The organism is Burkholderia sp. LMU1-1-1.1 (assembly GCF_040675865.1).
Taxonomy (GTDB): domain Bacteria; phylum Pseudomonadota; class Gammaproteobacteria; order Burkholderiales; family Burkholderiaceae_D; genus Rugamonas.
In genome coordinates, this window is sequence record NZ_JBEGHG010000001.1 from 335,538 (window position 1) to 360,118 (window position 24,581).

Below are 24,581 nucleotides of genomic sequence, written 5' to 3' on the forward strand. Positions count from 1 at the left end.
GGAGAGTGCCCTGATTTGAACATCCATGCCTTATCACCGCATGCCTGTATCGCCGCCCTGCGTCGGCTATGCCGTGTCGTCCCGCTGTCCCGTGTCGCCTTCGCGCCGGCGGCATGCCTGTGCCTTCTGGCCGGCGCCATGCTGTTCGGCCACGCCAGGGCCGGCGCCGAGCGTTGGGACAAACTGGCCACCCCGCTGTTTGAGCATCTCGGACTCGAACAGGGCTTGCCGCATCCGGTCAGCATGGCGCTGGCGCAGGATGGCGACGGCTACATCTGGATCGGCACGCAGAGCGGCCTGGCGCGCTGGGACGGTTATCGCGTGCGCAGTTTCCACCACAACGCCAGCGATCCCACCAGCCTTCCCGGCGATTTCATTCAAACCCTGCACGTCGACCCGCGCGGCCGCCTGTGGGTCGGCACCGCCACCGCCGGCGTGGCGATGTACGACAATCGCAAGGAGCACTTCGTCCGCATCAACGAGGAGTTGAGCCAGGGCCTGGTCAGCGCGATCGCCAGCGACGCCAAGGGCAATCTCTGGATAGGCACGCCCACCGGCCTCAAATTCTACGACGCCATCGCGGGCACCGTCACCAGCCATACCCGCGAGACCACGCCCGGCCTGCCGGACAACCAGGTCCGCGCGCTGCTGGTGGACCGCTCGGGCAACCTGTGGATCGGCACCGGCACAGGACTGGCGCGGATGAAACCCGGCGGCGCCATCGCCACCATCCCGGTCGGCGCCGGCCAGGGCGGCTGGAGCGACACCGTCATGGCCCTGGGCGAGAACAGCCGGGGGCAGATCGCCTTCGGCACGCTCAAAAGCGGCATCGGCACCGTCGATCCGCTGGCCGACAGCGGCCGTCTGGTCGCGCTCAAGGGCGTCAGGGACATGGAGTCGAACATGGTGCTGTCGGTCGCGGAGAGCACGCCGGGCACCTGGTGGGCCGGCACCTACGGCGGCGGCATCGTCGAATATCGCACCGCCACGGGCCGCAGCAGCCGCATACTGCACCAGCCGGCGGTTCCGCTCAGCCTCAGTAACGACCGCACCGCCGCGCTGCTGCGCGACCGCAGCGGCATGATCTGGGTCAGCACCGAGCGCGGTGTCGACATCCACGACCCGCACAGCGAGAGCATCGACTCGGTGTTCGGCGGCGAGGGCAAGCTGGAAGCGGCGGTCACCGCGCTGATGACCGACAGCCGCGGCGAGGTGTGGATCGCGCTGGCCGACCAGGGCATCGACATCGTCGCGGCCGACGGCGCCCGGCGCGCGGCGCTGCGTCCCGACCCGCACCAGCCGGAAACGGCGCTGCCCAACCGCGTGGCGCTGGCGCTGGCCGAGGCCGAGCCGGGCGAGGCCTGGATCGGCACCCAGCTCGGCTTGTACCGCACCAGGGGCGGCGGCCGCGCCGTCAAACGCGTCGCGCTGCCGCAGGAGAATCAATATCCGCGCATCGGCACCATCCTCAAGCGCGACGGCCAGCTTTGGCTCGGCACTTTCGAAGGGCTGCTGCGCTACGATCTCGCCGCCGGCACCATCCAGCGCTACGTCCAGGGACCGCCGGAGAGCGGCGGATTGACCGACAACCGCATCCACGCCGTGGTCCCGGATGTCGACGGCGCGCTGTGGATCGCCACCCGCAACGGCCTCAATCGCCTCGATCCGGCGACCGGCAAGATAGAGCAGATCGACGCCGCGCCGGCGCTCCCCACCGCGCTCTCCGAGGCCGTCATCAGCTCCCTGGTGATCGACGGCCGCGGCAGGCTGTGGGTGGGCACCTACGGCGGCGGCATCTGCGTGATGACCGGGCGCGACGCCAGGGGCACGCCGGTGTTCGAGCGCGTCGGCGTCGCTGAAGGACTGTCGACCGGCACCATCATGGCGCTGCAATCGGACCCCGCCGGCCGCATCTGGGCCGCCACCTCCGACAGCATCGCCGTGGTCGACGCCACCACGCTCAAGGCGCGCGCGCTGGCCCGCGCCGACGGCCTGGCGTTCCGCACCTTCTTCATCGGCGCCAGCACCGTCACCAACGAGCGCGATCTGCTGTTCGGCGCCACCTCGGGCATGGCGGTGGTGTACAGCGGCCGCCTGAACGACTGGGGCTACCGTCCGCCGCTGGTCATCAGCGCCGTGCGGGTCGACCAGCGCGCGCTGACGCCGGACCAGCTCAGCGCGCCCGAGGGCGCGACCCTCACCTTGACGCCGGACACCCAGAACTTCGAGGTCGAACTGGCGGCGCTGGACTACTCCGCACCGCAGCGCAACCGCTACGCCTATCTGCTGGAGGGCTTCGACCGCCGCTGGACCGAGGCCGACGCCAGCCGCCGGGTGGCCAGCTACAGCAGCCTGCCACCCGGCACCTACCGGCTGCGCCTGCGCGGCAGCAACCGCGAGGGCCTGTGGAATGTCGACGAGCTGTCGCTGCGGGTGGTGGTGCTACCGGCCTGGCACCAAACCTGGTGGGCCAGGACCGGCTACCTGCTGGCCGCCTGCCTGCTCACGTGGGCGTTGGTGCGCTGGCGCGTCCGGCAGCTGCATCACAAAGGCGAAGCCCTGCAGGCGCTCGTCTACTCGCGCACCCGGCATCTGGAAAAGCTCAACGCCATCGTCAAATCGATCAACGAGCAGCTGGACTTCGACTCGCTGCTGCAGACCATCCTGCAGGAATCGACCGTCATCAAGGGCATCGATTCGGCCCTGGCGCTGGTGCGCGAAGCCGGCACCGAGACACTGACCTTGCGCGCGGCGTGGGGCCGCATCGACGCCGCCACCGACGCCTACAGCATCGACCTGCGCCAGGCCGAGCTGCGCTACGCCCCGCCCGAATCCATGATCGCGCCGGACATCTTCGAAATCCACCACCCCAATTCGCTGCCGGGCGACGTCTGCGCGATGCTGGCGGTGCGGGTGGTGATCGACGGCCAGGTCGAGGGCTATCTGATCTTCGAGAACTACCAGTACCAGACCAAGTTCGAGCCGAGCGACCTCGATCTGCTCAAGGCCCTGAAGGAACCGTTCGTATCGGCCTACCAGAAGGCGCGGGCGCTGCGCATGATCGAACAGGCGCGCGCCAACGCCGAAGCGGCCACCCGCGCCAAGAGCGAATTCCTGGCCAACATCAGCCACGAGATCCGCACGCCGATGAACGCCATCCTCGGTTTCGCCGGCCTCGGCACCCACCTCGACCTGCCGCCGCAGCCGCTGGACTACTTCCGCAAGATCGGCCGCGCCGGCCAAAGCCTGCTCGAGATCATCAACGACGTGCTGGACTTCTCCAAGATCGAATCGGGCAAGCTGGAACTGGAGGCGCTGCCCTTCGACCTGCCCGACACGCTCAACCAGCTGGCCGACCTGTTCTCGTGGCGCGCCGCCGAACGGGGGCTGGAACTGGTCATCTGGTCGGCCCCGGACGTGCCGGCCAACCTGCTGGGCGATCCGCTGCGATTGAGCCAGATCCTGGTCAACCTGGTCGGCAACGCGCTCAAGTTCACCGCGCGCGGCCACATCGAGCTGCGGGTGGAGCTGGACCCGAACGTCGACGCGGCCGACGTCGCCCCGGGCGCGTTCGCGCTGCGCTTCACCGTCGAGGACAGCGGCCTTGGCATCAGCGGCGAGCAGCAGGCGCGCCTGTTCCAGGCCTTCGCCCAGGCCGACGCCAGCACCACGCGGCTGTACGGCGGCACCGGACTGGGACTGGCGATCTCGCAGCAACTGGTGCGCAAGATGGGCGGCGTGATCGCCGTCGACAGCGAACCTGGCGTCGGCAGCAGCTTCAGTTTCACGGTGCAGCTGCAACCGGCGGCCGACCAGGCGCCACGCCTGCTGCCGGTGCCGGCGCAGGTGCTGGGCAAGCGCGTGCTGGTGGTCGACGATTGCGAAGCGGCGCGCCACATGTTGAAGATCCAGCTGGGCGGCCTCGGACTGCAGGCGCGCGCCGTGGCCTCCGGCGCGGCGGCGGTGGCCGCGCTGCAGCTCGAGCCTTACGACATCCTGCTGATCGACGCCGACATGCCGGAGCTGGACGGTATCGAAACGCTGCTGCGCATCGGCGCCGACCCCGAGCTGGCCCGGGTGCCGGCCATCCTCATGGTCACCGCCTACGCGCGCGAGCACGATATCGTGGCCGCCGAACAGACCCGCCGCATGCCTTTCATCGACAAGCCGGCCAATCCCTATCTCCTGCGCAGCGCGATCATGGCCGCCCTCGGCCTGGACGCCGGCCAGCCCGCCGTCAAGCTGACCGCCCCGCCCTCGTTCGCGGTCCAGCGCATACGCGGCGCGCACGTGCTGGTGGTCGACGACAACAGCATCAACCAGCAGGTCGCGTGCGAGGTCCTGCAGCGCGCCGGCGTCCGGGTCGACCTGGCCGCCAGCGGCGAGGAGGCGGCGCGCATGGTCCACGCGCACAACTACGACGCGGTGCTGATGGACATACAGATGCCCGACATGGACGGCTACCAGGCCACGGCGCTGATCCGCGCCGACGAGCGCCACGCCGCGCTGCCGATCATCGCCATGACGGCGCACGCGGTGGCCGGCTACCGCGAGCGCTGTCTGGGCATGGACATGAACGACTACGTCACCAAGCCTATCGATCCCGACACGCTGTACGCGGTGCTGGCCACCTGGGTGCAGCACGATGCCGGACGCGCGCCGGTGGACGAACCGGAAGCGCCGCGCGGCGCGGCGCTGGCGCCGGTGGCGCCGTCGACCGCGCGTCCCGGCATCGACATGGAAGCCGCGCTGGAACGCCTGGGCGGCCACAGCGCGCTGCTGACGCGGCTCTTGAGCCTGTTCGCCCAGGATTTCGGCACCACTTTGCAACACATTCATGATGCAATCGACGCCGGCGATCTGGCGCAGGCGGCCGAACTTGTGCACAAAATCCGTGGCGCGGCTGGAAACATTTCCGCGCCCGATCTTTTTAAGACGGCGACGGCGCTGGAGGAGCGTCTCAGAGAGCGGGAAGCCGCATTGCCGCGGCTATTACGCGATTTCGAGGACGCGTTCGAGATTGTCATGCGCAGCGCGCGCGACGAGATCGCCAAACATTCATCGGCGGCACCCGCCCCCGTGACCCACACCGGACACACTCACTAGCATGCTGCTATGTTGAAATTTCTTGAGGTAGGTCAGGCTTTGTCCTAGCATGGACTTGCGTATTGATACGCATCAACCTGTCCTTCACATGAAAGGTGATCACATGGCCTCGCATTCCCCACAAGATCTAGACCTGCTGCTGTCCAAACTCTCCGGCGACGACAGCTTCCGCCAGAGCTTCCTGAGCGACCCGCAAATCGCGCTCGGCGGCTTGGGCATCCGCATCGACGCCGCCCAGATTCCGGCCCTGCGCAGCCTGCCATCCAAGGAAGTCATCGCCGCCAATCGCCACGCGATCAAGGGCAAGCTGGAAAACGCCGCCGGCGCGATTCCGTTCTTCCTGTCGGGCCAGCGCTGAACGCCGTCCGCGCCCTAATCAAAGTTGACCCGCGCGAGCTCCCCTTTATTGCCGCTGGCCCAAGCCGTCTTGCGGCCGGCGGCAAAGCTGATCGCGTCGAACCCGGCGACCGACGCCGGATAGGGCAACGGCGTCCACGTCTTGCCATCATCCCGCGACACGTCGGCGCCTGACGGGCCGACCGCCACCAGCGACTTGCCGCCACCGGGAAGGTATTTCACCGCCGAGCGGTAACCGGACAATCCCTTTTCGCGCACCAGCGACCATGTCTTGCCGCCATCGCTGGTGACCGCGACGTTGTTGACGGCCGCGCCCTCCCGCTTGTAGTCGCCGCCGACGATCACGCCGTGCAGCGCATCGCGGAAGGTGATGGAGAAGATGCCGGCCGACTCGCCGCTATCGAGCGGCGCCTGGACGACGCTCCAGGTTTTGCCACGGTCGCCGGTATGCAGCACCCGGCTGCCGGTGGCGATCCAGGCGTGGTCGCGGCCGGCCATGGCGATGTTGGAACCGCTGGCGGAAAAAGCGCCTTCGTTCGGCAACGCGGCCGGCAGCGCCGCGGCCGGGATCTTGTTCCAAGTCGCGCCGCCGTCGCCGGTGCGCAGGATCTGCAGGCGGCCGTCGATCGAATCGCCGATCACCATGCCGTTGTCGGCATCCCAAAACGTCATCGCATCGAGGAAGCCTTTCTCGTCCGGATTGACATACTGCTGCGTCCAGGTGGCCCCGGCGTCGGTGGTCTTGAAGATGCGCGAAGCGGTCGACGGCCCGATGCTCAGCAGGTAGGCGGTGCGGGTGTCGATGGCGTCGATATCGCGGAAGTCGAGCGGCGTGGCCTGCGCGTCGACCGGCGGAGTCAAACTGCGCCAGGTGGCGCCGCCATCGGCGGTGCGCAGCACGGCGTTGTCCGCGCCGCTGGCCCAGGCCACGTTGTCATCGACTGCGCTCACGCCGCGCAACCGGCCGGCGACACCGCTGGCCTGCTTGGTGAAGGTGGCTGGCAGCACGTCGGCAAACGCGCAACCAGCGAACAAAACGATAGGCAGCAAAAATAAAGTTTTCATAGTCAAAATAGGAGTAGTCAGCCAGATCCAAAACACATCTAAAACACGTAGGGCGGATTAGCGAAGCGTAATCGGCCACGCACGCGCCATCGACGGCCCCACCGACGGTCAAGGCTCATACCGCATCTCCACGGTATCTTGCGCCCCCGACGCCGCGCCGCACCCGCAAACCGCCACCACCATATCCTTCAACGGATCAAGTCCCAACGCCCGCTCGATATCGACCTCATTGACGGCAGCAGTCACAAAAGCCGGCATCCCCGCCTCCGTCGCCAGCAAATAAAACGTCTGCGACAGATGCCCAGCGTCCAGCAACAGCGCCCGGTAAGCCTTGGCGTGATTACGATACTTCCAAAAATTCCGTTCCACGCGCGCCGCCAGCACCACCATCATCGGCGCATCGACAAACCAATCCTGATCGGCCACCATGCGCATCGCCAGCTCCGCCGTCCGCGTCGTATCCATCGCCACCAGCGGCTCCAGCGCATGCCGCACCGGGTGGTAGTGATACAGTCCGGGCGCCACGCCGTCCACGCGCTGCGCCAGCACATAAGCCTCGGTCGGATGCAGGCCGCCGGCGGAGGGACTGAGCTTCTTCAGCACAAAGGCATCCGGCGCCATCTCGCGCTCGCCCTGCGAACCGAAGGCGCGTTGCAGCAACCGCGACGCGGTTGCCAACGGCAAGGTGGCGACAGGATCGAAGTTACGGCCGGTATAGCGCCTGAACAGCGTCTCGTCCAAGCCAGCGGGCTCCGGAACCGGCAACATCAGCGCATCGGTGGCGGCGCCGCGTTCGACGGCGGGCCCCGGCGGCGTCCCATACGATTCGACCAACTCCTCAAAGCTGGGAAACTGCATCCCCTTGTCGACCCGCATATCGCCCCAGCGGCTGAACATGTGCGCGGTGGCCGACAATGGCCGCCAATGCTGCGAGCGCAGCACCTCGTCGCGTTCGCGCATGGCCGCGCCTTCGGGCGCATCGCTGAGCAGCAGACCATGTTCAAGCAAACGCGCGATGACCTCGGCCGACGACTTCTGTTCGCAGGCGGCGCGCTCCTGCCACAAGGTCAGGCTGATACTGCCCAAGGCCAGCATCTCGTCGGTGCCGATCTCGATCTCGGCGCCCAAGTGGGGTGCGAGCGCAATCCAGCGCACCGTCGCGCCCAGCGCGCTCTCGCCGGCGAACAGCGACGACCAATCGATATCGAGCTCCTCGCGGGGCTCGACAAACAGCACGGCACAGCGTCTGATCAGCATGGTCATTTCACCTCGCACCTCCAACTAGACTTCAACTAGCATCAGTCCCCGATTTGACTATGCGCCTTTAAAAGCTCATTTGTTCCAGTCTGTCACCAAAGACAACCTTTCGCAACCGATGAAGGCTCGCGACGCGAAAAGGCTGGTGATTTTAGCTAGCGAGCGGCCAGCGCCCCAACGTGGTGTAGCTTGGCTGGTTCTGGCCGATCCGGCTGTGCAGCAGCACCAGTTCGCGCACGGCCCACTGTGTCGCAGGAACGGGTTCCGGGGCGGCTGTGACGTCGTCGTACAGCAGTGTGATATGCGGCGTGTAGCCGGGGGGATTGCCGGCGATGCCGACCTTCAGCAGCGCTTGCGCCAGATTTTTGTAGAGGGCCATCAGGCCTGTCACGCCATCGCCGCCAGTCAGAACGAACGGCCGGTTGCGGGAACGATTCACAAAGGTCTGGGCGGTGTCGAAGGCGACGTCGAACTCCGGCGTTGCGGCTGCCACGGAGGCCGCAGCCTGCCCGGCGCGCGCGATCAGGCTGGCGGGCATGCCCGGAAAGTCGCCCAGGTTGCACAAGGTCGCGTGCAGCTTGGCGTCGACGATCGGCCGGCCGCGCATGCCGTGACGGGCCTTCAACTCCGCCGTCAGCAGATTGATCCCGGCAATCGCCGCGCGATCCGGCATCACTGCGAAAAATATCCGGTCCGTCAGTGCCGGTTCCGGTTCGAAGCCGGGAAAGGAAGCTTGTGTCATTATTTAACCCGCTGCTTCTCGAGCTTGCGCGCCAGCGTGCGCCGGTGCATGCCGAGCCGGCGGGCCGCCTCCGAGATATTGAAGTCGGTCTCGGCCAGCACCGTGTGGATATGCTCCCATTCCAACGTCTTGATCGACGTCGACCGGTTGGTCAGCTCCAGTTCGGCCGCGCCGGCGACGTGTTCGAACGCCGCCTCGATATCGTCGGTGTTGGACGGCTTGGCCAGATACTGGCAGGCGCCCAGCTTGATCGCCTCGACCGCCGTGTTGATGCTGGCGAAGCCGGTCAGCACCACGATCAGCATCTCCGGATCATGCTGGTGCAGCATCTGCACGCAGGCCAGGCCGGACGAGTTGCCCTTCAGCTTCAGATCCACCACGGCGTAGCCGGGCGAATGGTCCACTAGGACCGCGCTGGTCTCGTCGACGTTCTCGGCCAGCAGCACCCTGTAGCCGCGCCGCTCGAACGAACGGCTCAAAGTGCGTGCGAAAGCGGCGTCGTCTTCGACCAGCAACAGCAAACGTTCTTCAGTAGTCATTATGTGCTTGTTCCGATTTGATTTCGATGGCCGACAACGGCAGCGTCAACCGCACCATCGCCCCACCCTGCTCCAGATTGCTGGCGGTGACGGCGCCGCCCAGGGTGCGCGCCACGTTCACCACCAGGAACAGCCCGAGCCCTCCGCCCGGCCTTCCCTTACTGGAATTATACGGTTTGCCGAATTGCGCCAGCATCGCTTCCGCGAATCCCGGACCGGCATCGGTCACCTGCAGCACCAGCGCGTCATCCTCCCGGGTCGCCTCCATGCGCAGCCACTGCGGCGAGGCCTCCAGCGCATTATCCAGCACATTGCAGATCATTTGCTTCAGCGTTGAATCGGACACCACCGGCAGGTCCGGAGCGATGCGGTTTTCGAACTCGAACGCCACCACCGGACGGCCGATGCGCCACTCCGCCACCACTTCGGCGAGGAAGGTGTTGATGGTGGTCGCCGCCGACGATTCGCCGCGCGTCTCGCCGGCCGACAGCAGGATGCCGCTGACGATGGACTTGCAACGCTTGAGTTGTGTCTGCATCTCGGCGATTTCCTCCAGCAGCACCGGATTGCCCTTGAACTCGGGCATGTGTTTCCAGTCGCCGAGGATCACGGCCAGGGTGGCCAGCGGCGTGCCCAGTTCGTGCGCCGCGCCCGAGGCCAGCAGGCCCATGCGGATAATGTGCTCCTCCTCGGCCGCGCGCTGGTGCAAGGCCGCCAGCCTGGCGGCGGTGGTGCGCATGTTGCGCGTGATGCGGCTGATGAAGACCACCAGCAGCGCCGCGTCGAGGATGAAGCACACCAGCATGCCCTGCACGTACAGGCTGAGGATGCCGCGCTCGTGGTCCTGCGGCAGGCGCAGCGGTTCGGAGAATAGCGCCAGCCAGGCGATGCAGGCGCCGGTGACGGCGACGATGGTCCAGGTCGACCATGCCTCCAGCAGCACCGCGCCCAGGATCACGTGCAGCAGGTAGAGGAACACGAAGGGGTTGGTGGCGCCGCCGCTCAGGTACAGCTGCGCCGTCAGGCTGGCGACGTCCACCGTCAGCGCCAGCAGCAGCTCGTTGTTGGAAACGAACTGGTTTTCCTGCCAGCGCAGGGTGCTGGCGATGTTGAAGGCGATCAGGCAGGCCAGCACGTTGAGCATGGCCGGCATCGGCAGTTGCACGTCGAGCAACTGCGAGGCGGCGGCGATGGTGGTGATCTGGCCGATCACGGCGATCCAGCGCAGCTGGATCAGCTGTTGCATGTTCTTGTGCCCAGCCGCGTGCGTGATGGTGTTGGCCGACGCTTTCACGGCGGCCAAGGGTTCGATTACTGGAGCGTTGGGACGGCCACGGTCGAAGGGGTTGGGGTATTTTGTCGCCAATTTCTGTGTTTCCCGTATTGTATTCCCCGTTATTTACGTTATTTACGTGATTTTCGGGCGTCGCGTGCGACCCACCAGGTCGCGGCCGCCACCATCAGCGCCAGCGCGAACCAGGTGATAGCATAAACCAAGTGGTTGTTGACGAAGGAGATCACCGTCAGGCCGCCAACCGGACGCACGCTTTCGCCCGCCAGCTCGACCTGCGCGGAGGCTGCGTCGGCGTCGACGAAGTATGGCGCCACCGCCGGCAAACCGCGCGCCTTGGCGATCGCCTGCAGGTCGCGCGTGTACCAGTAGTTGCGCGCCGGTTCGTTGCTGCGCAGCGAGCTGGTCTTTTCGCTGAGGCGCAGCAGGCCGGTGACCGTCACCGCCGGGCCGCCAGCCACCGCCGCGCAGGCGTTGGCCGTGGCGGGGGCCGGCGCCGGGCGCGGGCTCCAGCCGCCGGTCCCGGCCGGCACGAAGCCCCGGTTGACCATGACGATGCCGCCGTCCGGCGTGCACAGCGGCGTCAGCACCCAGTAGCCGATGCCGCGCTCGAGCGACGCCAAGGTCCACGTGGTCGATGCCGGCAGGTAGGCGCCGCTGACGCGCACGCGGCGGTATTCGTCGTCCTCGGCGTTCAACTTCGGCCAGTCGCCGATGCCGGGCGCCGGCGCCGCCGCGGCGTGCACGCGTTGCTCCACGCGCTCGATCAGCGCCAGCTTCCATTGCAACCTGAATATTTGCCACGTTCCCAAAGCAAAAAACCCTGCGAACATCACCCCGGCCACCAGGGCCAGGATGACGCGCAGGGCGCGGGAACGTTGGCGCGATGCGCCAGTCGTCATTTCATGTCGTGCATGCTGTGCACATCCGAGCCCATCGAAGGCATCATGTTCAGGTTCATGTGGTACATGACCCAGATCGAGCCCGCCAATACGATCAGCAGCAGCACCGCCGTGAACAACAGCGCCAGCAGCGACCAGCCGCCTTCGTTCTTACCGTTCATGTGCAGGAAGTAGACCATGTGGACGACCACCTGGACGGCGGCGAAGGCCAGGACCACGGCGGCCGTGGTGCTGGACTTGTCGAACACCTTGGCCATCACCAGCCAGAATGGGATCGCCGTCAGGATGACCGACAGCACGAAGCCGATGGCGTAATCCTTCAGGCTGCCGTGGGCGCCTTCCGCGCCGTGGCCGTGATCGTCATGACCGTGACCGTGTCCGTCGCCGTGGCTATGATTGTGTGGCGCGCTCATGGCAGAACTCCCATCAGGTAAACAAAGGTAAAGACACCGATCCAGATCACGTCCAGGAAGTGCCAGAACATCGACAGGCACATCATGCGGCGATTGTTCTCGACCGTCAGACCGTGCTTTTTCAGCTGGAACATCAAGGTGACCAGCCAGATCGTGCCGAAGGTCACGTGCAGACCGTGGGTGCCGACCAGCGCGAAGAACGAGGTCAGGAACGCGCTGCGCTGCGGACCGGCACCGATGTGTATCAGGTGCATGAACTCTTCGATCTCCAGGAACAGGAACGCCAGGCCGAACAGGCCCGTGATGCCTAGCCAGATCAGGGCGAACTTCAGGTTCTTGCGCTGGGCGGCGATCATGGCGAAGCCATAGGTGATCGACGACAGCAGCAGGAACGCCGTGTTCAGGGCGATCGTGCCCAGCTCGAACAGCTCGGCGCCCGACGGGCCGCCCGCGTAATTGCGGCCGAGCACGGCGTAGGCGGCGAACAGGCCGGCGAACAGCAGGCAGTCGCTCATCAGGTAGAGCCAGAAGCCCAGCAAGGTGCCGTTCTCCGGGTGGTGGTCGGCTACGTAGTAGCGCGCGCTTGGGTCGTCGCTCAGGGCGGCGTTAGCGGTTATATCAGACATGGCTTTCCAGCAAACGAGTGTGCGCTTCTTCGGTACGGATGACTTCTTCCGCCTTGATGTAGAAATCGCGCTTGTAGTTAAAGGTGTGCGTGATGATGGCGGCCATCATGGCGACGAAGCCGACGATCGCGAGCGCCCACATCTGCCAGACCAGGGCGAAGCCCATCACGAACGACAGCGCCGAGATGATGAAGCCAGCGGCCGTGTTCTTCGGCATGTGGATGTCGACGAAGCCCTTGGTCGGACGCTTGTAGTTGTGCGCCTTCATGTCGGCCCAGCTGTCGCTGTCGTGCACCACCGGGGTGAACGCGAAGTTGTAGTCCGGCGGTGGCGACGAGGTCGCCCACTCCAGCGTACGGCCGCCCCATGGGTCGCCGGTGACGTCGCGCAGCTTCTCGCGGTCGCGCCAGCTGACATAGATCTGCATCAGGAACGCGCCGATACCGCCGGCGATGATCAGCGCGCCGATGGCGGCGATGACGAACCAGATTTGCAGCGACGGATCTTCGAAGTGGTTCATGCGGCGGGTGACGCCCATGAAGCCCATCACGTACAGCGGCGTGAACGCGACCCAGAAGCCGACCAGCCAGCACCAGAAGCAGACCTTGCCCCAGAATTCGTCCAGCTTGAAGCCGAACGCTTTCGGGAACCAGTAGTTCATGCCGGCGAACAGGCCGAACACCACGCCGCCGATGATGACGTTGTGGAAGTGGGCGATCAGGAACAGCGAGTTGTGCAGCACGAAGTCGGCCGGTGGCACGGCCAGCATCACGCCGGTCATGCCGCCGATGACGAAGGTCAGCATGAAGCCCACGGTCCACAGCATCGGCACGTCGAAGGTGATGCGGCCCTTGTACATCGTGAACAGCCAGTTGAAGATCTTGGCGCCGGTCGGGATCGAGATGATCATCGTCGTGATGCCGAAGAACGAGTTGACGCTGGCGCCGGAACCCATGGTGAAGAAGTGGTGCAGCCATACCAGGTACGACAGGATGGTGATCACGACGGTGGCGTACACCATCGAGGTGTAGCCGAACAGGCGCTTGGCGCTGAAGGTCGAGACGATTTCCGAGAACACGCCGAACACCGGCAGGATCAGGATGTACACCTCGGGGTGGCCCCAGATCCAGATCAGGTTGACGTACAACATCGGGTTGCCGCCGAGGTCGTTGGTGAAGAAGTTGGTGCCGACCATGCGGTCCAGCGACAGCATCGCCAGCGTGACGGTCAGGATCGGGAACGTTGCCACGATCAGGGCGTTGGTGCAAAGCGCGGTCCAGGTGAAGACAGGCATCTTCATCAGGTCCATGCCCGGCGCGCGCATCTTGACGATGGTGGCGATCAGGTTGACGCCGGACAGGGTCGTCCCCACCCCGGCAATCTGCAATGACCAGATATAGTAGTCAACCCCCACGTCCGGACTGGCCATGATGCCCGACAGCGGCGGGAACGCCAGCCAGCCGGTCTTGGCGAATTCGCCGACGAACAGCGACACCATCGTCAGCATCGCGCCGAAGGTGGTCATCCAGAACGAGAAGTTGTTCAGGAACGGGAACGAGACGTCGCGCGCGCCGATCTGCAGCGGCACCACGTAGTTCATCAGGCCGGTCACCAGCGGCATGGCCACGAAGAAAATCATGATCGTGCCGTGGGCCGTGAAGACCTGGTCGTAGTGGTGCGGCGGCAGGAAGCCGGCGTTGTCGCCGAAGGCCATCGCTTGCTGGGCGCGCATCATCAGCGCGTCGGCGAAGCCGCGCAGCAGCATGATGATGCCCAGGATCATGTACATGATACCGATCTTCTTGTGGTCGATACTGGTGATCCAGTTCTTCCACAGCGGGCCCCACAGGCGGAATTTGAACATGACGGCGAGGAAGGCCAGGCCTCCCAGCGCCACCATGGCGAAGGTGCCGATCAGGATGGGCTCATGCAGCGGGATCGATTCCCACGACAGGCGACCCAGGATCGGGTGGTTGGGTGTCAAGGTATGTTCGGACATGGTCATTCTTTACGGATAGGTTGGGCGGTGGCGGCAACGTCGGTCTCACAGACGTCTTTGTCCAGCGCTTTGACTGCGGCCGCCGCCTTGATGCGTGTGGCGTCCTGGTGCATCAGGGTGTTCATGCAGACCGAACCTTCAACGACGCAACGGTTCAGCACGAGGTCGTACAGACCCTTGTCGACGGTACCGAAGTGCATGATCGGGTGCTTGATGGTCGGCTTGTCGAGCGTCACGAACTCGGCACGGGTCAGCGCGCCGCCGGCCTTGGTCTTGGCGACCCAGGCGTCGAAGTCGCCCTGGCTCACGCCGTGGTACTTGAAGCGCATCTGCGAGAAACCGGCGCCGCTGTAGTTCGACGAGAAGCCGTCGTACACGCCCACCTTGTTCATCACCGCGTTCAGCTGTGTTTCCATGCCTGGCATCGTATAGACCATGCCGGCCAGCGCAGGGATGTAGAACGCGTTCATCACCGTCGAGGACGTCATCTTGAAGCGCACCGGCACGTCGATCGGGGTCACCAGCTCGTTGACGGTGGCGATGCCCTGCTCCGGATAGATGAACATCCATTTCCAGTCCATCGACACGACCTGGATCTCCAGCGGCTTGACGCCGGCGGCGATCGGACGGTGCTGGTCGATGCGGCTCAGTGGACGGTACGGGTCCAGCAAGTGGGTGTAGATCCAGGTGATCGCGCCCAAGACGATGATGATCAAGAGCGGCGCGCCCCAGATCAGCAATTCGAGCTTGGTCGAGTGATCCCAGTTCGGTTCGTACTTGGCGGAAGTATTTGCCTTCCTATAGCGCCAAGCGAACAGACAGATCAAAATCATAACGGGTACGATAATCAACAGCATCAGCAATGTGGAAACAATGACAAGGTTTCCTTGCTGAGCGGCGATATCTCCGGACGGGTTCAACACGACCGTATTGCAGCCGGCAAGCCACAACAACGGTGCGAGGAATAGCCCACGACGAGCGATAGGAGGAATCATGCGGTAATTTACATCACAGGATATGGATAACATGCTACTGTACCTATTACGGAATGTTCTTGCCATTGGACACTTTGTCCTAGTGGCCCAGGGACATGATCGTAATAAAAATTAACGTATTAATTTACATACGAGACGAGACGAGACCATGGCCAACACGACTACATTAACGGGCGTCGTCCCAGAGCATCAAACCAGCCAAGGCGCACGGAACATCAATGCCCGGGATGGGGATATTTCACCAGGCGAGATCGCCATCGGCGTGGTCATCGGCCGCGCCTCCGAATATTTCGACTTCTTCGTCTACGCCATCGCCTCGGCCCTGGTGTTCCCGTCGGTGTTCTTCCCGTACGAGAGCCGCCTAGACGGGACACTATACGCTTTCGCGATTTTCTCGCTAGCATTTATCGCCCGGCCGCTCGGCACTGTGGCGTTTATGGCAGTACAACACCGGTTCACCAGGGAAGCCAAGCTGATGCTCGCGCTGATGGTGATGGGCGTATCCACCGCCGGCATCGCCTTCCTGCCCGACTACGCGTCGCTGGGCACGACCTCGATCGTCATCCTGTCGCTGCTGCGCATCGGCCAGGGCATCGCCCAAGGCGGTTCGTGGGACGGCCTGCCGTCGCTGCTGGCGCTGAACGCGCCGGAACACAAGCGCGGCTGGTACGCGATGCTGGGCCAGCTGGGCGCGCCGATCGGTTTCCTCATCGCCGCCGGCCTGTTCGCCTACATGATGGCCACCTTGAGCTCGCTGGACTTCCTCGACTGGGGCTGGCGCTATCCGTTCTATGTGGCCTTCGCCATCAACGTGGTGGCGCTGTTCGCCCGCCTGCGCCTGGTGACCACCCATGAATACTCGCACCTGCTCGACGAGCGCCAGCTGGAGCCGGTCAGCGTGGTCGAGCTGCTGAGCAAACAGGGCCGCAACGTCCTGATCGGCGCGCTCGCCGCGCTGGCCAGCTACGCGCTGTTCCACCTGGTGACGGTGTTCCCGCTGTCCTGGATCAGCCTGTATTCGCCGCGTTCGGTGTCCGGCTTCCTGCAAGTGCAGATGGTTGGCGTGGTATTGATGACGATCGGCATCATTATTTCCGGCCTGGTGGCCGACCGTTACGGCCGCCGCCGCACCCTGGGCACCCTGGCCATGCTGATCGCGGTCTTCAGCGCCGCCGTGCCGTCGCTGATCGACGGCGGCGAAATGGGCCAGGACATCTTCATCCTGGTGGGCTTCGCGCTGCTGGGGCTGTCCTACGGCCAGGCCGCCGGCGCCGTCACCGCCAACTTCGAACAGCGCTTCCGCTACACGGGCGCGGCGTTGACGTCGGATATCGCCTGGCTGGTCGGCGCCGGTTTCGCGCCGCTGGTGGCGCTCGGCGTGTCGGCGCACTTCGGCCTGGCCTACGTCGGCCTGTACCTGCTGTCGGGCGCGGTGGCCTCGCTAGCCGCGCTGAGCCTGAACCGCAGGCTTGATATACGCAATTGATATAGAGTGATATATACTTAAAGAATAATAAGATGCAATAAACCTGCTTCAGGAGGCGGGGCCGCAACAGCGGCCCCTTTTCTTTCAGAGGAGACAACATGAAAGTATGTATCGTCGGCGCCGGGGCCATTGGCGGCTTCATCGGCACCCGTCTGGCGGCCGCGGCCGCGTGTGATTTAAGCGTGCTGGCGCGCCGCGCGGCACTGGTTTCGCTACAAGAGCATGGCTGGCGGCTGCGCCAGGGCGACGTGCTGACCACGGCGCCGGCCCGCGCCAGCGACGACGCGGCGCAACTGGGACGCCAGGACGTGGTCATCGTCGCCGTCAAGGGCCAGGGTTTGACGGCCGTGGCGCGCGAGATCGGTCCGCTGATCGGGCCGGACACGGTGATCCTGCCGGCCATGAACGGCGTGCCGTGGTGGTTCGGCCAGGGCGTGGCGGCCATCGGCGACCAGCCGCTGGCCAGCGTCGATCCGGAGGGCACGATCACGGCCGCCCTGCCCTACGCCCAGGTGCTCGGCTGCGTGGTGCACGCCAGCACCTCGTCGCCGGAGCCGGGCCTGGTGGCCCACAAGATGGGCAACGGCCTGATCATCGGCGAACCGGGCGGCGGCGACTCGCCGCGCGCGCGCCAGCTCGGCGCGCTGCTGGGCGGCGCCGGCTTTGACGTCACCGTCTCCGACAACATCCGCTACGACATTTGGTACAAACTGTGGGGCAACATGACGTTGAACCCGGTCTCGGCCATCACCGGCGCCACGGCCGACCGCATCCTCGACGATCCGCTGGTGGCCGAGTTCTGCCGCGCGGCGATGCGCGAGGCGGCGCTGATCGGCGACCGCATCGGCTGCCACATCGACGAGACGCCGGAACAGCGCCACCAGGTCACGCGCAAGCTGGGCGCCTTCAAGAGTTCGATGCTGCAGGACGCCGACGCCGGCCGCGTGCTGGAACTGGACGCGCTGGTGGGCGCGGTGCGCGAAATCGGCCAGCGGCTGCAGCTGCCGACGCCCCACATCGACGCCCTGCTCGGCCTGACCCGGCTGTTCGGCCGCGTGCACGGCCTGTATCCAAATTAATTCCCGAAACCCGCCAATCCGTCAGCGCGACGCTTGCCGCGGCGCTTAGGGATCGGACCCAACCGGGTCCGATCCCGCCCGGCTGTGCGGGTTGGGCGGGCGCGCCTCACATGCCCAGCGCCACGCGCGTGCCCAGAATGCTGAACACTTGCTGGCGCAGTTCGCCCGGACGCCACAGCAGGCCGCCGGCGATGTTGCTGTTGCTGATGTAGTTGAACTGCATCTCGAGGCGGCGTTGCGGATCGGTGCTGCTCAGCAAATTGGTCAGCGTCGGCCCCAACAGGCTGACGAACGAGAGCCCCTCGAGGGGCACCGGCGTGAAGCCGGTCAGCAACGGCACCGACAAGGTGCCGCCCAGCTTGAAGAGCGTCAACTCGACGGTATCCACCTGTTGCGCCTGCTCCATGAGCGCCGACAGCTCCCCGGCCTTGAGCGCGTCCAGATCGGTATAGCGAAAGCGCAAGGTGCCCAGCAGCGTCAAACCATGCGGACTCTTCAATAACAAGTTATAGACAAGCTCATCCATCACAACCTCCATAGGTTAAAGTCACCGCAAACATGCCTGCCTCACGAGCGAGCCAGGATTTCAGCTTACCGAGGCGGGCGGACGGCACCATGATCAGATCGACATCGGGGCGATATTGATTCGTCATCGCCAGGTCACATTCCACGCGTAAGCTGTACCAGTCCACACTGAGGAGCATTGCGTGAAATTGAACGAGCAAGAATTGCTGGAGCGCGTGCACCGCGAGCTCACCGACAGCTATGACGAGGAACTGGAGATGGAGCTGGAAGACCGCGAGATCGATCCGGTCACCAAGCTGGTCATCGAAACCGAGCGCAGCGAAGCGGCCAAGGCGGCCCGCCGCCACTACTTCCGCGAACTGTTCCGCCTGCAGGCCGAGCTGGTCAAGCTGCAAGACTGGGTGGTCCACACCGGCCACAAGGTGGTGATCCTGTTCGAGGGCCGCGACGCCGCCGGCAAGGGCGGCGTCATCAAACGCATCGTGCAGCGGCTCAATCCGCGCGTGTGCCGGGTCGCCGCGCTGCCCGCGCCCAACAACCGCGAGCGCACGCAGTGGTACTTCCAGCGCTACGTCTCGCACCTGCCGGCCGCCGGCGAGATCGTGCTGTTCGACCGCAGCTGGTACAACCGCGCCGGCGTCGAGCGCGTGATGGGTTTCTGCAGCGACGAGCAGTACGAGGAATTCTTCCAGACCGTGCCGGAGTTCGAGCGCATGCTGGCCCGCTCGGGCATCCAGCTGATCAAATACTGGTTCTCGATCTCGGACGAGGAGCAGAACGCGCGCTTCCTGGGCCGCATCCATGATCCGCTCAAGCAATGGAAACTGAGCCCGATGGACCTGGAATCGCGCCGCCGCTGGGAGGAGTACACCAAGGCCAAGGAGATCATGCTCGAGCGCACCCACATTCCGGAGGCGCCATGGTGGGTGGTGCAAGGCGTGGACAAGAAGAAGGCGCGGCTCAACTGCATCCACCACCTGCTGGGCCAGATGCCCTACGTCGAGGTCGAACATCCGGCGATCCAGCTGCCGGAGCGCGAGTACCACGACGACTACGTGCGCCGCCCGGTGCCGTCGGAAATCATCGTGCCGGAGATCTACTAAGGGTCCGCAGGGTACGCCCGCGGGCAAATACGCCCGCCCGGGCATCCAGGGCGGCCTCATGGGGCGGGCGTCAATCACCGGGCATCAGGCGGTTGCTTCCAACGGAGCCGCCGCCTCCTGCCCGGCCGCATCCCGCTGCAAGCCGAAGGCGAGCTGGGTGCCCAGCAGGCTCAGCACCAGCTCACCGAACTGCCCGCGCCGCCAGACCATGCCACCGGCGATGGTCTGGAAATCGAGCAGGTTGAAGAGCATATCCAGCCGGCGCGCCGGATCCGTGCTGCTGAGCACGTAGCCAACGGACCCGGCGGCGGTGCCGAGCCCGACGCCGGCCAGCGGCACCGGGCGCGCGCCGGTCAGCAAGGGCACCGACAACGTTCCCTCCAGCTGGAAAACCGCCACTTCGACGCCGACCGGTTGCGCCGCCTTGGCCAGCAAGGCGGCGACGTCGGCTGCCGGCGCGAGCGCGTCCAGATCGGTGAAGCGGAAACGCAGCGTACCCGGCAGGCTTAAACCCGACCGTCCCGTCAACAACAGATTGTAGATAATCTCGTCCATCATAGCCTCCATCCAGAGTGAGCCGCCACCATCCGCGAGCAATGGCGACGACGAGAGTTTGCCGAACTTACATGCCGAAGCCGCGCTGCGTGCCCAATAAACTGAACGTGAGTTGGCGCGGCGTGCCGGGCTGCCAGACGATGCCGCCGCCGATGTGGGTGGCGTCGAGGAAGCTGAGTTGCATGGTGATGGGGGGTGCCTCGGCGCTGTTGAGCACTCCGAACAACGGCAGCGGGTACATGCCAAAACCCAGGATGATGCCCTCGACGGGCACCGGACGGCTGCCCGTGAGGAACTGCACGGCGATCGACCCCTCCACCCGCTGGAGGTCCATCTGGACGCTGGGGCGGTCCAGCGCCCCGCCCAGCGACTCGACCAGCGACGCGGGCACCGGCGCGGAGGCGGCGCCGGCGCGTTTGGCGGCCGCTTCCTCGATGAAGAGGATGCGGGCCCGTAACGTGCCCAGCAACATAAAACCAAGCGGACTCTTTAACAATAGATCGTAAACAATCTCATCCATCATAACCTCCATGCGGGTTGAGCGGCCACCATGCGCCAACGATGGTGACAACGAGAACTTCCCTGCCCGATGGGGCAGTAGTTCAGCTTACCCGGCCAATGTGGACGCATTCTGATCAGATCGATATTGCAGTCGCGGCCCGGACGGTGACGTACATATTGCAATTAAATGACATTTCAGCCGCTATCGGCCCACACGCTTGAGATTTTAGATTTACAATTCCCAAATGCAATTATTATAATAAGTTCCCTACTTCACAACCGAGATTGGAATGGCTATGACCTGGACAACCAAGATGAATGCAGGCGTCGGCGCGGTGGCGCTGGCCTTGCTGTCGGCCGCCAGCCCGACGCATGCCGAGACCGTGACCTATGCTTTCACCGCCAGGGTCGACCAGGTGCTCGCTCTGTCGAAAGGCCAGGGCGGCTATGTCGACAGCGCCGACCTCGCCGGCCATCACATGGCGGTCAACGACCAGTTGACCGGTCGCATCAGCTTTGACATGGCCAATCCGTCCTTCTTCTTCGACTACGGCACCTACAGCATGAGCACGCTGCCCACGTTCAAACTGGAATACAGCTTCAAGTCCGGCCTGAACGATTACGCCAGCGCCAACATGGGCGCGGTGACCGTGGTGAACGGCGCGACCGGCGACTCGATCGCCATGGACAACACCAGTGACGACGGCGGGTCGCAGCTGGATGTCAGCGGCGGCGCGGGGCTGGGTTTCAACGACGCCAGTGGCGGCTACCTCAATTCGACCGCGCTGCCCTCGACGCTCGACATCGCCTACAAGGGGCTGGTGTCGACGATCGCCGGCGGCTGGTACCGTCAAAGCGACGAGTACGGCATTTCCTTCTGGGGCACGCTCACCTCCATCCAGCGGATCCAGGTCTCAACCGTCCCGGAGCCGGAATCGGGCTTGCTGATGCTTGCCGGCCTGGGCGCGATCGGCGCGGCCCTGCGCAAACGCCGCGTATAGGGATCACCCGGATACGACAAGGGCGCCACTCCCGTGGCGCCCTTCCCCGCCGCCCGCATCCGGCGCGGGCCTCACATGGCGAATGCAAGCTGCGTGCCCAGCACGCTGAACAGCAACGTACCCGGTTGGCCTGGCTTCCAGACCAAGCCCCCGCCAATGTGCGTGGCGTCGATCGGATTGATTTGCAGGCTGAGGCTGCGCGTATCATCCGTGCTGGAGAACAGCACCGTCAGCAGGCCGGCCGGGCTGCCGAAGCCGATGCCGCTGATCGGCACCGGCGTCGCGCCGGTCAGCAGCGGCACCGAGATCGTCCCCTCCACCGGCAGGATGAACAGCTCGATGGTGGGCCGGTCGATCGCCGCGCCCATCAACGCTTGCATGTCGCGGGCGCGGGCGTCGGCGGTCAGATCCGTGAAGCGGTAGCGCAACGTACCGAGCAGGGTCAACCCCTGCGTACCCTTCAACAGCAGACTGTAGACAATTTCATCCATCATAACCTCCATCTAGGTTGAGTAAGAGAACTTCCCGCCCGATATGGCAGAAGTCCAGCTTACCCAGCCCGACAATGAGCATTATGATCAGATCGACATTGGCTGCTGTTCGTCGGACGATCAGTACGCCGTCTGCGTGTACGGCCGCGCCGCCGCGCCCTTGCCCCACTCCTTGTTCGGTTCCTTCGCCATCGTAAACACCAGCTCGCCACCGGCCATGATTTGCTCGTGGCGAAGGAAAGTTTGCGCCAGCGGCTTGCCGTTCAGGGTCACGCCGGCGACATAGGCGTTGTCGGCGCTCATGCCCACGGCGCGGATGGTGAAGGTCTTGCCGTTGGGCAGATTCATCACCGCCTTGTCCAGGAAAGGACGGCCGATCACGTACTCGTTGCTGCCCGGCGCCACCGGATAAAACCCCAGCGCCGTGAAGGCCAGCCACGCCGACATCTGCCCCAGGTCGTCGTTGCCGGACAAGCCCTGCGGCGTGGCGTTGTATTGCGACGCCACCACCTGCGTCAGGCGCTGCTGGGTCTTCCAGGGCGCGCCGGCGAAGTTATACAGATAGGCCACGTGGTGCGACGGTTCGTTGCCGTGCGCGTAGTGCCCGATCAGGCCGGAGATGTCCTCCATGTGGGCGTAGACGTTGTCGTCGACCTTGGCGTCGAACATCATGTCGATCTTGCTTTGCAAACCGGCATCGCCGCCCAGCATCTTGATCAAGCCGGCGTTATCGTGCGGCGAATACCAGGAATATTGCCAGGCGCTGCCCTCGGTGTAGTCGCTGCCGAAGTTCGAGCGCACCGGGTCGAACGGCTCGCGGAACTTGCCGTCCGACTTCTTGGCGCGCAGGAAGCCGGTCTTGGTATCGAAGGAGTTGCGGTAGTTCAGCGCCCGCTTGTAGTAGCGCGCGGCGACATCCTTCTTGCCCATTTTCTCGGCCATGCGCGCGATGGTCCAGTCGTCGAACGCGTATTCGACCGTCTTCGACGCCGCCTCCGGCTCCAGGTCGATCGGCACGTAGCCAAGCTTCATGTAGTGCCGCAGCCCGCCGTAGGGGCCGTATTCGGCGCTGCTGGTCATCGCCTTGAGCGCCTCCTCGGCGTCGAAGCCCTTCATGCCCTTCATGTAGGCGTCGGCGATGACCGGCACCGCGTGGTAGCCGATCATGCACCACGTCTCCAGCCCGTGGTACTGCCACACCGGCAGGATGCCGTAGGGGCTGGCCTTCTGCGACGCCACCAGCGAGCGCACGAAATCGACGTTGCGCTGCTCCGGCTGGATCAACGTCAGCAGCGGATGCAGCGCGCGGTAGGTGTCCCACAGCGAGAAGGTCGAATGGAAGCGGAAGCCGTCGGCCTGGTGGACCTCGTTGTCCGGCCCGCGATAGCGGCCGTCGCGGTCCATGAACAGCCCCGGCGCCAGCATGCTGTGGTACAGCGCCGTGTAGACCATGGTTTTCATCGGCGCTGCCGCCTCGATCGCCACCGCGCCCAGCGCCTGGTTCCACGCCGCCGAGGCGCTGGCGCGCTCGGCGTCGAAGTCCCAGCCCGGCATCTCGGCCAGGTTGGCGATCGCGCCCTCCTCGCTGACGGCGGAAATGGCGACCTTCACCAGCAACTGGCCGCCGGCCGGCACGCCGAATTCGAGCGCGCCGACCAGCGCCTTGCCCTCGACGAAAGGCTTGAGGTTCGGGTCGTCACCGGGGCCGCTGCCCGGACTGGCGAAGCCCTTGTATTCGATATCGGTCTCCATATTGCGCAGCGCGCGCGCCGTCAGCGGCCGCGAGAACGCGATGGCGAAGTACAGCTGGCGGCCGGCCGCCCAGCCGCGCGTCTCGCGCATGCCGGTGATCAGTTTGTCGTCGCGCACGCGCAGGCGCGACCACAGGTTCTTGGCCTTGTAATCGTAGATGCTGCTGCGCAGGTCCAGTATCACCTTGGCCGGCGCGCCGGCCGCGTAGCGGTAGCGGTGCAGGCCGACACGCTCGCTGGCGGTCAGCTCGACGTCGACCTCGTTGTCGAGCAGCTTGACGGCGTAGTAGCCCGGCTCCGCGCGTTCGTCCTTGTGGCTGAAGCGCGAGCGGTAGCCGCTGAAGGGGCGCTCGGGATAGCCCGGTTCCAGCTTGGTCTCGCCGCTGTAGGGCATCAGCAGCACGTCGCCCAGGTCGGAATGGCCGCTGCCGGAAAAGTGCGTGTGCGAGAAGCCGAGGATGCTGTCGTCCTCGTAGCGGTAGCCGGCGGCCCACGGATAGCTCTGGCGGAACGGCCGCACCTGCGTGTCCGGGCTCAGTTGAATCATGCCGAACGGGCGCGCCGCGCCGGGGAAGGTGTGGCCGTCACCGCCGGTGCCGATGAAGACGTTCACCGCCGCGGCGGGTGTGCCGGGCGCCGTTTGCGCCACCGACATCGAGGGGATCAACAAGGACAGCGCCAGCGCGCCGGCCGGCAGTAAGGTAGTCACGTTCATCGGGTTCCTGGCATCGTGGGAGGGAGACGAACCGACTTTATAGCGCCAAGTGTGACCGCCGGTCAACAAAATCGGCGCGTGG

Annotated in this window: 21 protein-coding genes; 6 read left to right on the forward strand and 15 right to left on the reverse strand. The window is 65.1% G+C overall.

Features of this window, described 5'->3' with window-relative positions; all coding sequences use genetic code 11:
* Nucleotides 1-138 precede the first annotated feature (138 nt).
* Both MRBLMU1_RS01315 and MRBLMU1_RS01320 read left to right on the forward strand, forming a co-directional pair.
* Nucleotides 139-5,106, forward strand: a complete 4,968-nt coding sequence (locus MRBLMU1_RS01315; RefSeq protein ID WP_363495849.1) for a hybrid sensor histidine kinase/response regulator — start codon at nucleotides 139-141, stop codon at nucleotides 5,104-5,106.
* A gap of 103 nt (nucleotides 5,107-5,209) precedes the next feature.
* The gene (locus tag MRBLMU1_RS01320) at nucleotides 5,210-5,464 is read left to right on the forward strand and encodes an NHLP-related RiPP peptide (RefSeq protein WP_363495852.1); all 255 of its coding nucleotides are present in this window, start codon (nucleotides 5,210-5,212) and stop codon (nucleotides 5,462-5,464) included.
* Between the two features lie 14 nt (nucleotides 5,465-5,478).
* On the opposite strand, the gene MRBLMU1_RS01325 is transcribed toward MRBLMU1_RS01320, so the two are convergent.
* The 10 genes from MRBLMU1_RS01325 to cyoA all read right to left on the reverse strand — a co-directional run bounded on the left by MRBLMU1_RS01325 (nucleotide 5,479) and on the right by cyoA (nucleotide 15,292).
* Nucleotides 5,479-6,528, reverse strand: coding sequence for a WD40/YVTN/BNR-like repeat-containing protein (locus MRBLMU1_RS01325; protein ID WP_363495855.1), 1,050 nt, complete (start codon nucleotides 6,526-6,528; stop codon nucleotides 5,479-5,481).
* A gap of 108 nt (nucleotides 6,529-6,636) precedes the next feature.
* On the reverse strand, nucleotides 6,637-7,785 hold the full coding sequence (locus MRBLMU1_RS01330; protein WP_363495858.1) for a putative peptide maturation dehydrogenase: 1,149 nt from the start codon (nucleotides 7,783-7,785) through the stop codon (nucleotides 6,637-6,639).
* Between the two features lie 151 nt (nucleotides 7,786-7,936).
* Nucleotides 7,937-8,527 carry an RNA 2',3'-cyclic phosphodiesterase gene (gene thpR, locus MRBLMU1_RS01335; RefSeq protein ID WP_363495861.1) on the reverse strand — a complete coding sequence of 197 codons (591 nt, stop codon included), beginning with the start codon at nucleotides 8,525-8,527 and terminating at the stop codon, nucleotides 7,937-7,939.
* The gene (locus MRBLMU1_RS01340; protein ID WP_363495864.1) at nucleotides 8,527-9,066 is read right to left on the reverse strand and encodes a response regulator transcription factor; all 540 of its coding nucleotides are present in this window, start codon (nucleotides 9,064-9,066) and stop codon (nucleotides 8,527-8,529) included. The genes thpR and MRBLMU1_RS01340 overlap by 1 nt, the downstream gene beginning before the upstream one ends.
* The gene (locus MRBLMU1_RS01345) at nucleotides 9,056-10,312 is read right to left on the reverse strand and encodes an ATP-binding protein (RefSeq protein WP_363496443.1); all 1,257 of its coding nucleotides are present in this window, start codon (nucleotides 10,310-10,312) and stop codon (nucleotides 9,056-9,058) included. The genes MRBLMU1_RS01340 and MRBLMU1_RS01345 overlap by 11 nt, the downstream gene beginning before the upstream one ends.
* Nucleotides 10,313-10,470: 158 nt before the next feature.
* A complete protein-coding gene (locus tag MRBLMU1_RS01350; RefSeq protein WP_363495867.1) occupies nucleotides 10,471-11,259 on the reverse strand; it encodes an SURF1 family protein in 789 nt (262 codons plus the stop codon).
* Nucleotides 11,256-11,672, reverse strand: a complete 417-nt coding sequence (gene cyoD, locus MRBLMU1_RS01355) for a cytochrome o ubiquinol oxidase subunit IV (protein ID WP_363495870.1) — start codon at nucleotides 11,670-11,672, stop codon at nucleotides 11,256-11,258. The genes MRBLMU1_RS01350 and cyoD overlap by 4 nt, the downstream gene beginning before the upstream one ends.
* On the reverse strand, nucleotides 11,669-12,298 hold the full coding sequence (cyoC, locus tag MRBLMU1_RS01360; RefSeq protein ID WP_363495873.1) for a cytochrome o ubiquinol oxidase subunit III: 630 nt from the start codon (nucleotides 12,296-12,298) through the stop codon (nucleotides 11,669-11,671). Before cyoC ends, cyoD begins: the two co-directional genes overlap by 4 nt.
* Nucleotides 12,291-14,303 carry a cytochrome o ubiquinol oxidase subunit I gene (cyoB, locus tag MRBLMU1_RS01365; RefSeq protein WP_414646016.1) on the reverse strand — a complete coding sequence of 671 codons (2,013 nt, stop codon included), beginning with the start codon at nucleotides 14,301-14,303 and terminating at the stop codon, nucleotides 12,291-12,293. Before cyoB ends, cyoC begins: the two co-directional genes overlap by 8 nt.
* Nucleotides 14,300-15,292: a ubiquinol oxidase subunit II gene (cyoA, locus tag MRBLMU1_RS01370; protein WP_363495879.1), complete on the reverse strand. Its 993-nt coding sequence runs from the start codon at nucleotides 15,290-15,292 to the stop codon at nucleotides 14,300-14,302. The genes cyoB and cyoA overlap by 4 nt, the downstream gene beginning before the upstream one ends.
* A 148-nt stretch (nucleotides 15,293-15,440) precedes the next feature.
* Between cyoA and MRBLMU1_RS01375 the strand changes: the two genes are divergently transcribed.
* Complete coding sequence (locus tag MRBLMU1_RS01375) at nucleotides 15,441-16,778, forward strand: MFS transporter (RefSeq protein WP_363495882.1); 1,338 nt, start codon at nucleotides 15,441-15,443, stop codon at nucleotides 16,776-16,778.
* 98 nt (nucleotides 16,779-16,876) lie between these two features.
* Nucleotides 16,877-17,857, forward strand: coding sequence for a 2-dehydropantoate 2-reductase (locus MRBLMU1_RS01380; protein ID WP_363495885.1), 981 nt, complete (start codon nucleotides 16,877-16,879; stop codon nucleotides 17,855-17,857).
* A 106-nt stretch (nucleotides 17,858-17,963) separates the two neighbouring features.
* Here the strand turns inward: MRBLMU1_RS01380 and MRBLMU1_RS01385 are convergent, their stop codons facing one another.
* Nucleotides 17,964-18,383, reverse strand: a complete 420-nt coding sequence (locus MRBLMU1_RS01385; protein ID WP_363495888.1) for a hypothetical protein — start codon at nucleotides 18,381-18,383, stop codon at nucleotides 17,964-17,966.
* A gap of 256 nt (nucleotides 18,384-18,639) precedes the next feature.
* Between MRBLMU1_RS01385 and ppk2 the strand changes: the two genes are divergently transcribed.
* Nucleotides 18,640-19,485: a polyphosphate kinase 2 gene (ppk2, locus tag MRBLMU1_RS01390; RefSeq protein ID WP_414646019.1), complete on the forward strand. Its 846-nt coding sequence runs from the start codon at nucleotides 18,640-18,642 to the stop codon at nucleotides 19,483-19,485.
* 84 nt (nucleotides 19,486-19,569) lie between these two features.
* On the opposite strand, the gene MRBLMU1_RS01395 is transcribed toward ppk2, so the two are convergent.
* Nucleotides 19,570-20,052, reverse strand: a complete 483-nt coding sequence (locus tag MRBLMU1_RS01395; protein ID WP_363495891.1) for a hypothetical protein — start codon at nucleotides 20,050-20,052, stop codon at nucleotides 19,570-19,572.
* Nucleotides 20,053-20,107: 55 nt separating this feature from the next.
* Nucleotides 20,108-20,563, reverse strand: a complete 456-nt coding sequence (locus tag MRBLMU1_RS01400; RefSeq protein ID WP_363495894.1) for a hypothetical protein — start codon at nucleotides 20,561-20,563, stop codon at nucleotides 20,108-20,110.
* A gap of 274 nt (nucleotides 20,564-20,837) precedes the next feature.
* Here MRBLMU1_RS01400 and MRBLMU1_RS01405 point away from each other — a divergent pair, with 274 nt between their 5' ends.
* Nucleotides 20,838-21,542, forward strand: a complete 705-nt coding sequence (locus MRBLMU1_RS01405) for a PEP-CTERM sorting domain-containing protein (RefSeq protein WP_363495897.1) — start codon at nucleotides 20,838-20,840, stop codon at nucleotides 21,540-21,542.
* A 71-nt stretch (nucleotides 21,543-21,613) separates the two neighbouring features.
* Here the strand turns inward: MRBLMU1_RS01405 and MRBLMU1_RS01410 are convergent, their stop codons facing one another.
* Nucleotides 21,614-22,036 carry a hypothetical protein gene (locus MRBLMU1_RS01410; RefSeq protein ID WP_363495900.1) on the reverse strand — a complete coding sequence of 141 codons (423 nt, stop codon included), beginning with the start codon at nucleotides 22,034-22,036 and terminating at the stop codon, nucleotides 21,614-21,616.
* Between the two features lie 117 nt (nucleotides 22,037-22,153).
* On the reverse strand, nucleotides 22,154-24,499 hold the full coding sequence (locus tag MRBLMU1_RS01415; protein WP_363495903.1) for a GH92 family glycosyl hydrolase: 2,346 nt from the start codon (nucleotides 24,497-24,499) through the stop codon (nucleotides 22,154-22,156).
* Between the last annotated feature and the right edge of the window lie 82 nt (nucleotides 24,500-24,581).

Coding starts and splice junctions, on each gene's coding strand:
- MRBLMU1_RS01415 (WP_363495903.1), bottom strand. CDS start 24,499: ATGAACGTGACTACCTTACTGCCGGCCGGCGCGCTGGCGCTGTCCTTG.
- MRBLMU1_RS01315 (WP_363495849.1), top strand. CDS start 139: ATGCTGTTCGGCCACGCCAGGGCCGGCGCCGAGCGTTGGGACAAACTG.
- MRBLMU1_RS01395 (WP_363495891.1), bottom strand. CDS start 20,052: ATGGAGGCTATGATGGACGAGATTATCTACAATCTGTTGTTGACGGGA.
- MRBLMU1_RS01345 (WP_363496443.1), bottom strand. CDS start 10,312: ATGCAACAGCTGATCCAGCTGCGCTGGATCGCCGTGATCGGCCAGATC.
- MRBLMU1_RS01350 (WP_363495867.1), bottom strand. CDS start 11,259: ATGACGACTGGCGCATCGCGCCAACGTTCCCGCGCCCTGCGCGTCATC.
- MRBLMU1_RS01400 (WP_363495894.1), bottom strand. CDS start 20,563: ATGATGGATGAGATTGTTTACGATCTATTGTTAAAGAGTCCGCTTGGT.
- MRBLMU1_RS01380 (WP_363495885.1), top strand. CDS start 16,877: ATGAAAGTATGTATCGTCGGCGCCGGGGCCATTGGCGGCTTCATCGGC.
- MRBLMU1_RS01330 (WP_363495858.1), bottom strand. CDS start 7,785: ATGCTGATCAGACGCTGTGCCGTGCTGTTTGTCGAGCCCCGCGAGGAG.
- MRBLMU1_RS01340 (WP_363495864.1), bottom strand. CDS start 9,066: ATGACTACTGAAGAACGTTTGCTGTTGCTGGTCGAAGACGACGCCGCT.
- thpR (WP_363495861.1), bottom strand. CDS start 8,527: ATGACACAAGCTTCCTTTCCCGGCTTCGAACCGGAACCGGCACTGACG.
- cyoD (WP_363495870.1), bottom strand. CDS start 11,672: ATGAGCGCGCCACACAATCATAGCCACGGCGACGGACACGGTCACGGT.
- MRBLMU1_RS01325 (WP_363495855.1), bottom strand. CDS start 6,528: ATGAAAACTTTATTTTTGCTGCCTATCGTTTTGTTCGCTGGTTGCGCG.
- cyoC (WP_363495873.1), bottom strand. CDS start 12,298: ATGTCTGATATAACCGCTAACGCCGCCCTGAGCGACGACCCAAGCGCG.
- MRBLMU1_RS01405 (WP_363495897.1), top strand. CDS start 20,838: ATGACCTGGACAACCAAGATGAATGCAGGCGTCGGCGCGGTGGCGCTG.
- MRBLMU1_RS01410 (WP_363495900.1), bottom strand. CDS start 22,036: ATGATGGATGAAATTGTCTACAGTCTGCTGTTGAAGGGTACGCAGGGG.
- MRBLMU1_RS01385 (WP_363495888.1), bottom strand. CDS start 18,383: ATGGATGAGCTTGTCTATAACTTGTTATTGAAGAGTCCGCATGGTTTG.
- MRBLMU1_RS01375 (WP_363495882.1), top strand. CDS start 15,441: ATGGCCAACACGACTACATTAACGGGCGTCGTCCCAGAGCATCAAACC.
- ppk2 (WP_414646019.1), top strand. CDS start 18,640: ATGGAGCTGGAAGACCGCGAGATCGATCCGGTCACCAAGCTGGTCATC.
- cyoA (WP_363495879.1), bottom strand. CDS start 15,292: ATGATTCCTCCTATCGCTCGTCGTGGGCTATTCCTCGCACCGTTGTTG.
- MRBLMU1_RS01320 (WP_363495852.1), top strand. CDS start 5,210: ATGGCCTCGCATTCCCCACAAGATCTAGACCTGCTGCTGTCCAAACTC.
- cyoB (WP_414646016.1), bottom strand. CDS start 14,303: ATGACCATGTCCGAACATACCTTGACACCCAACCACCCGATCCTGGGT.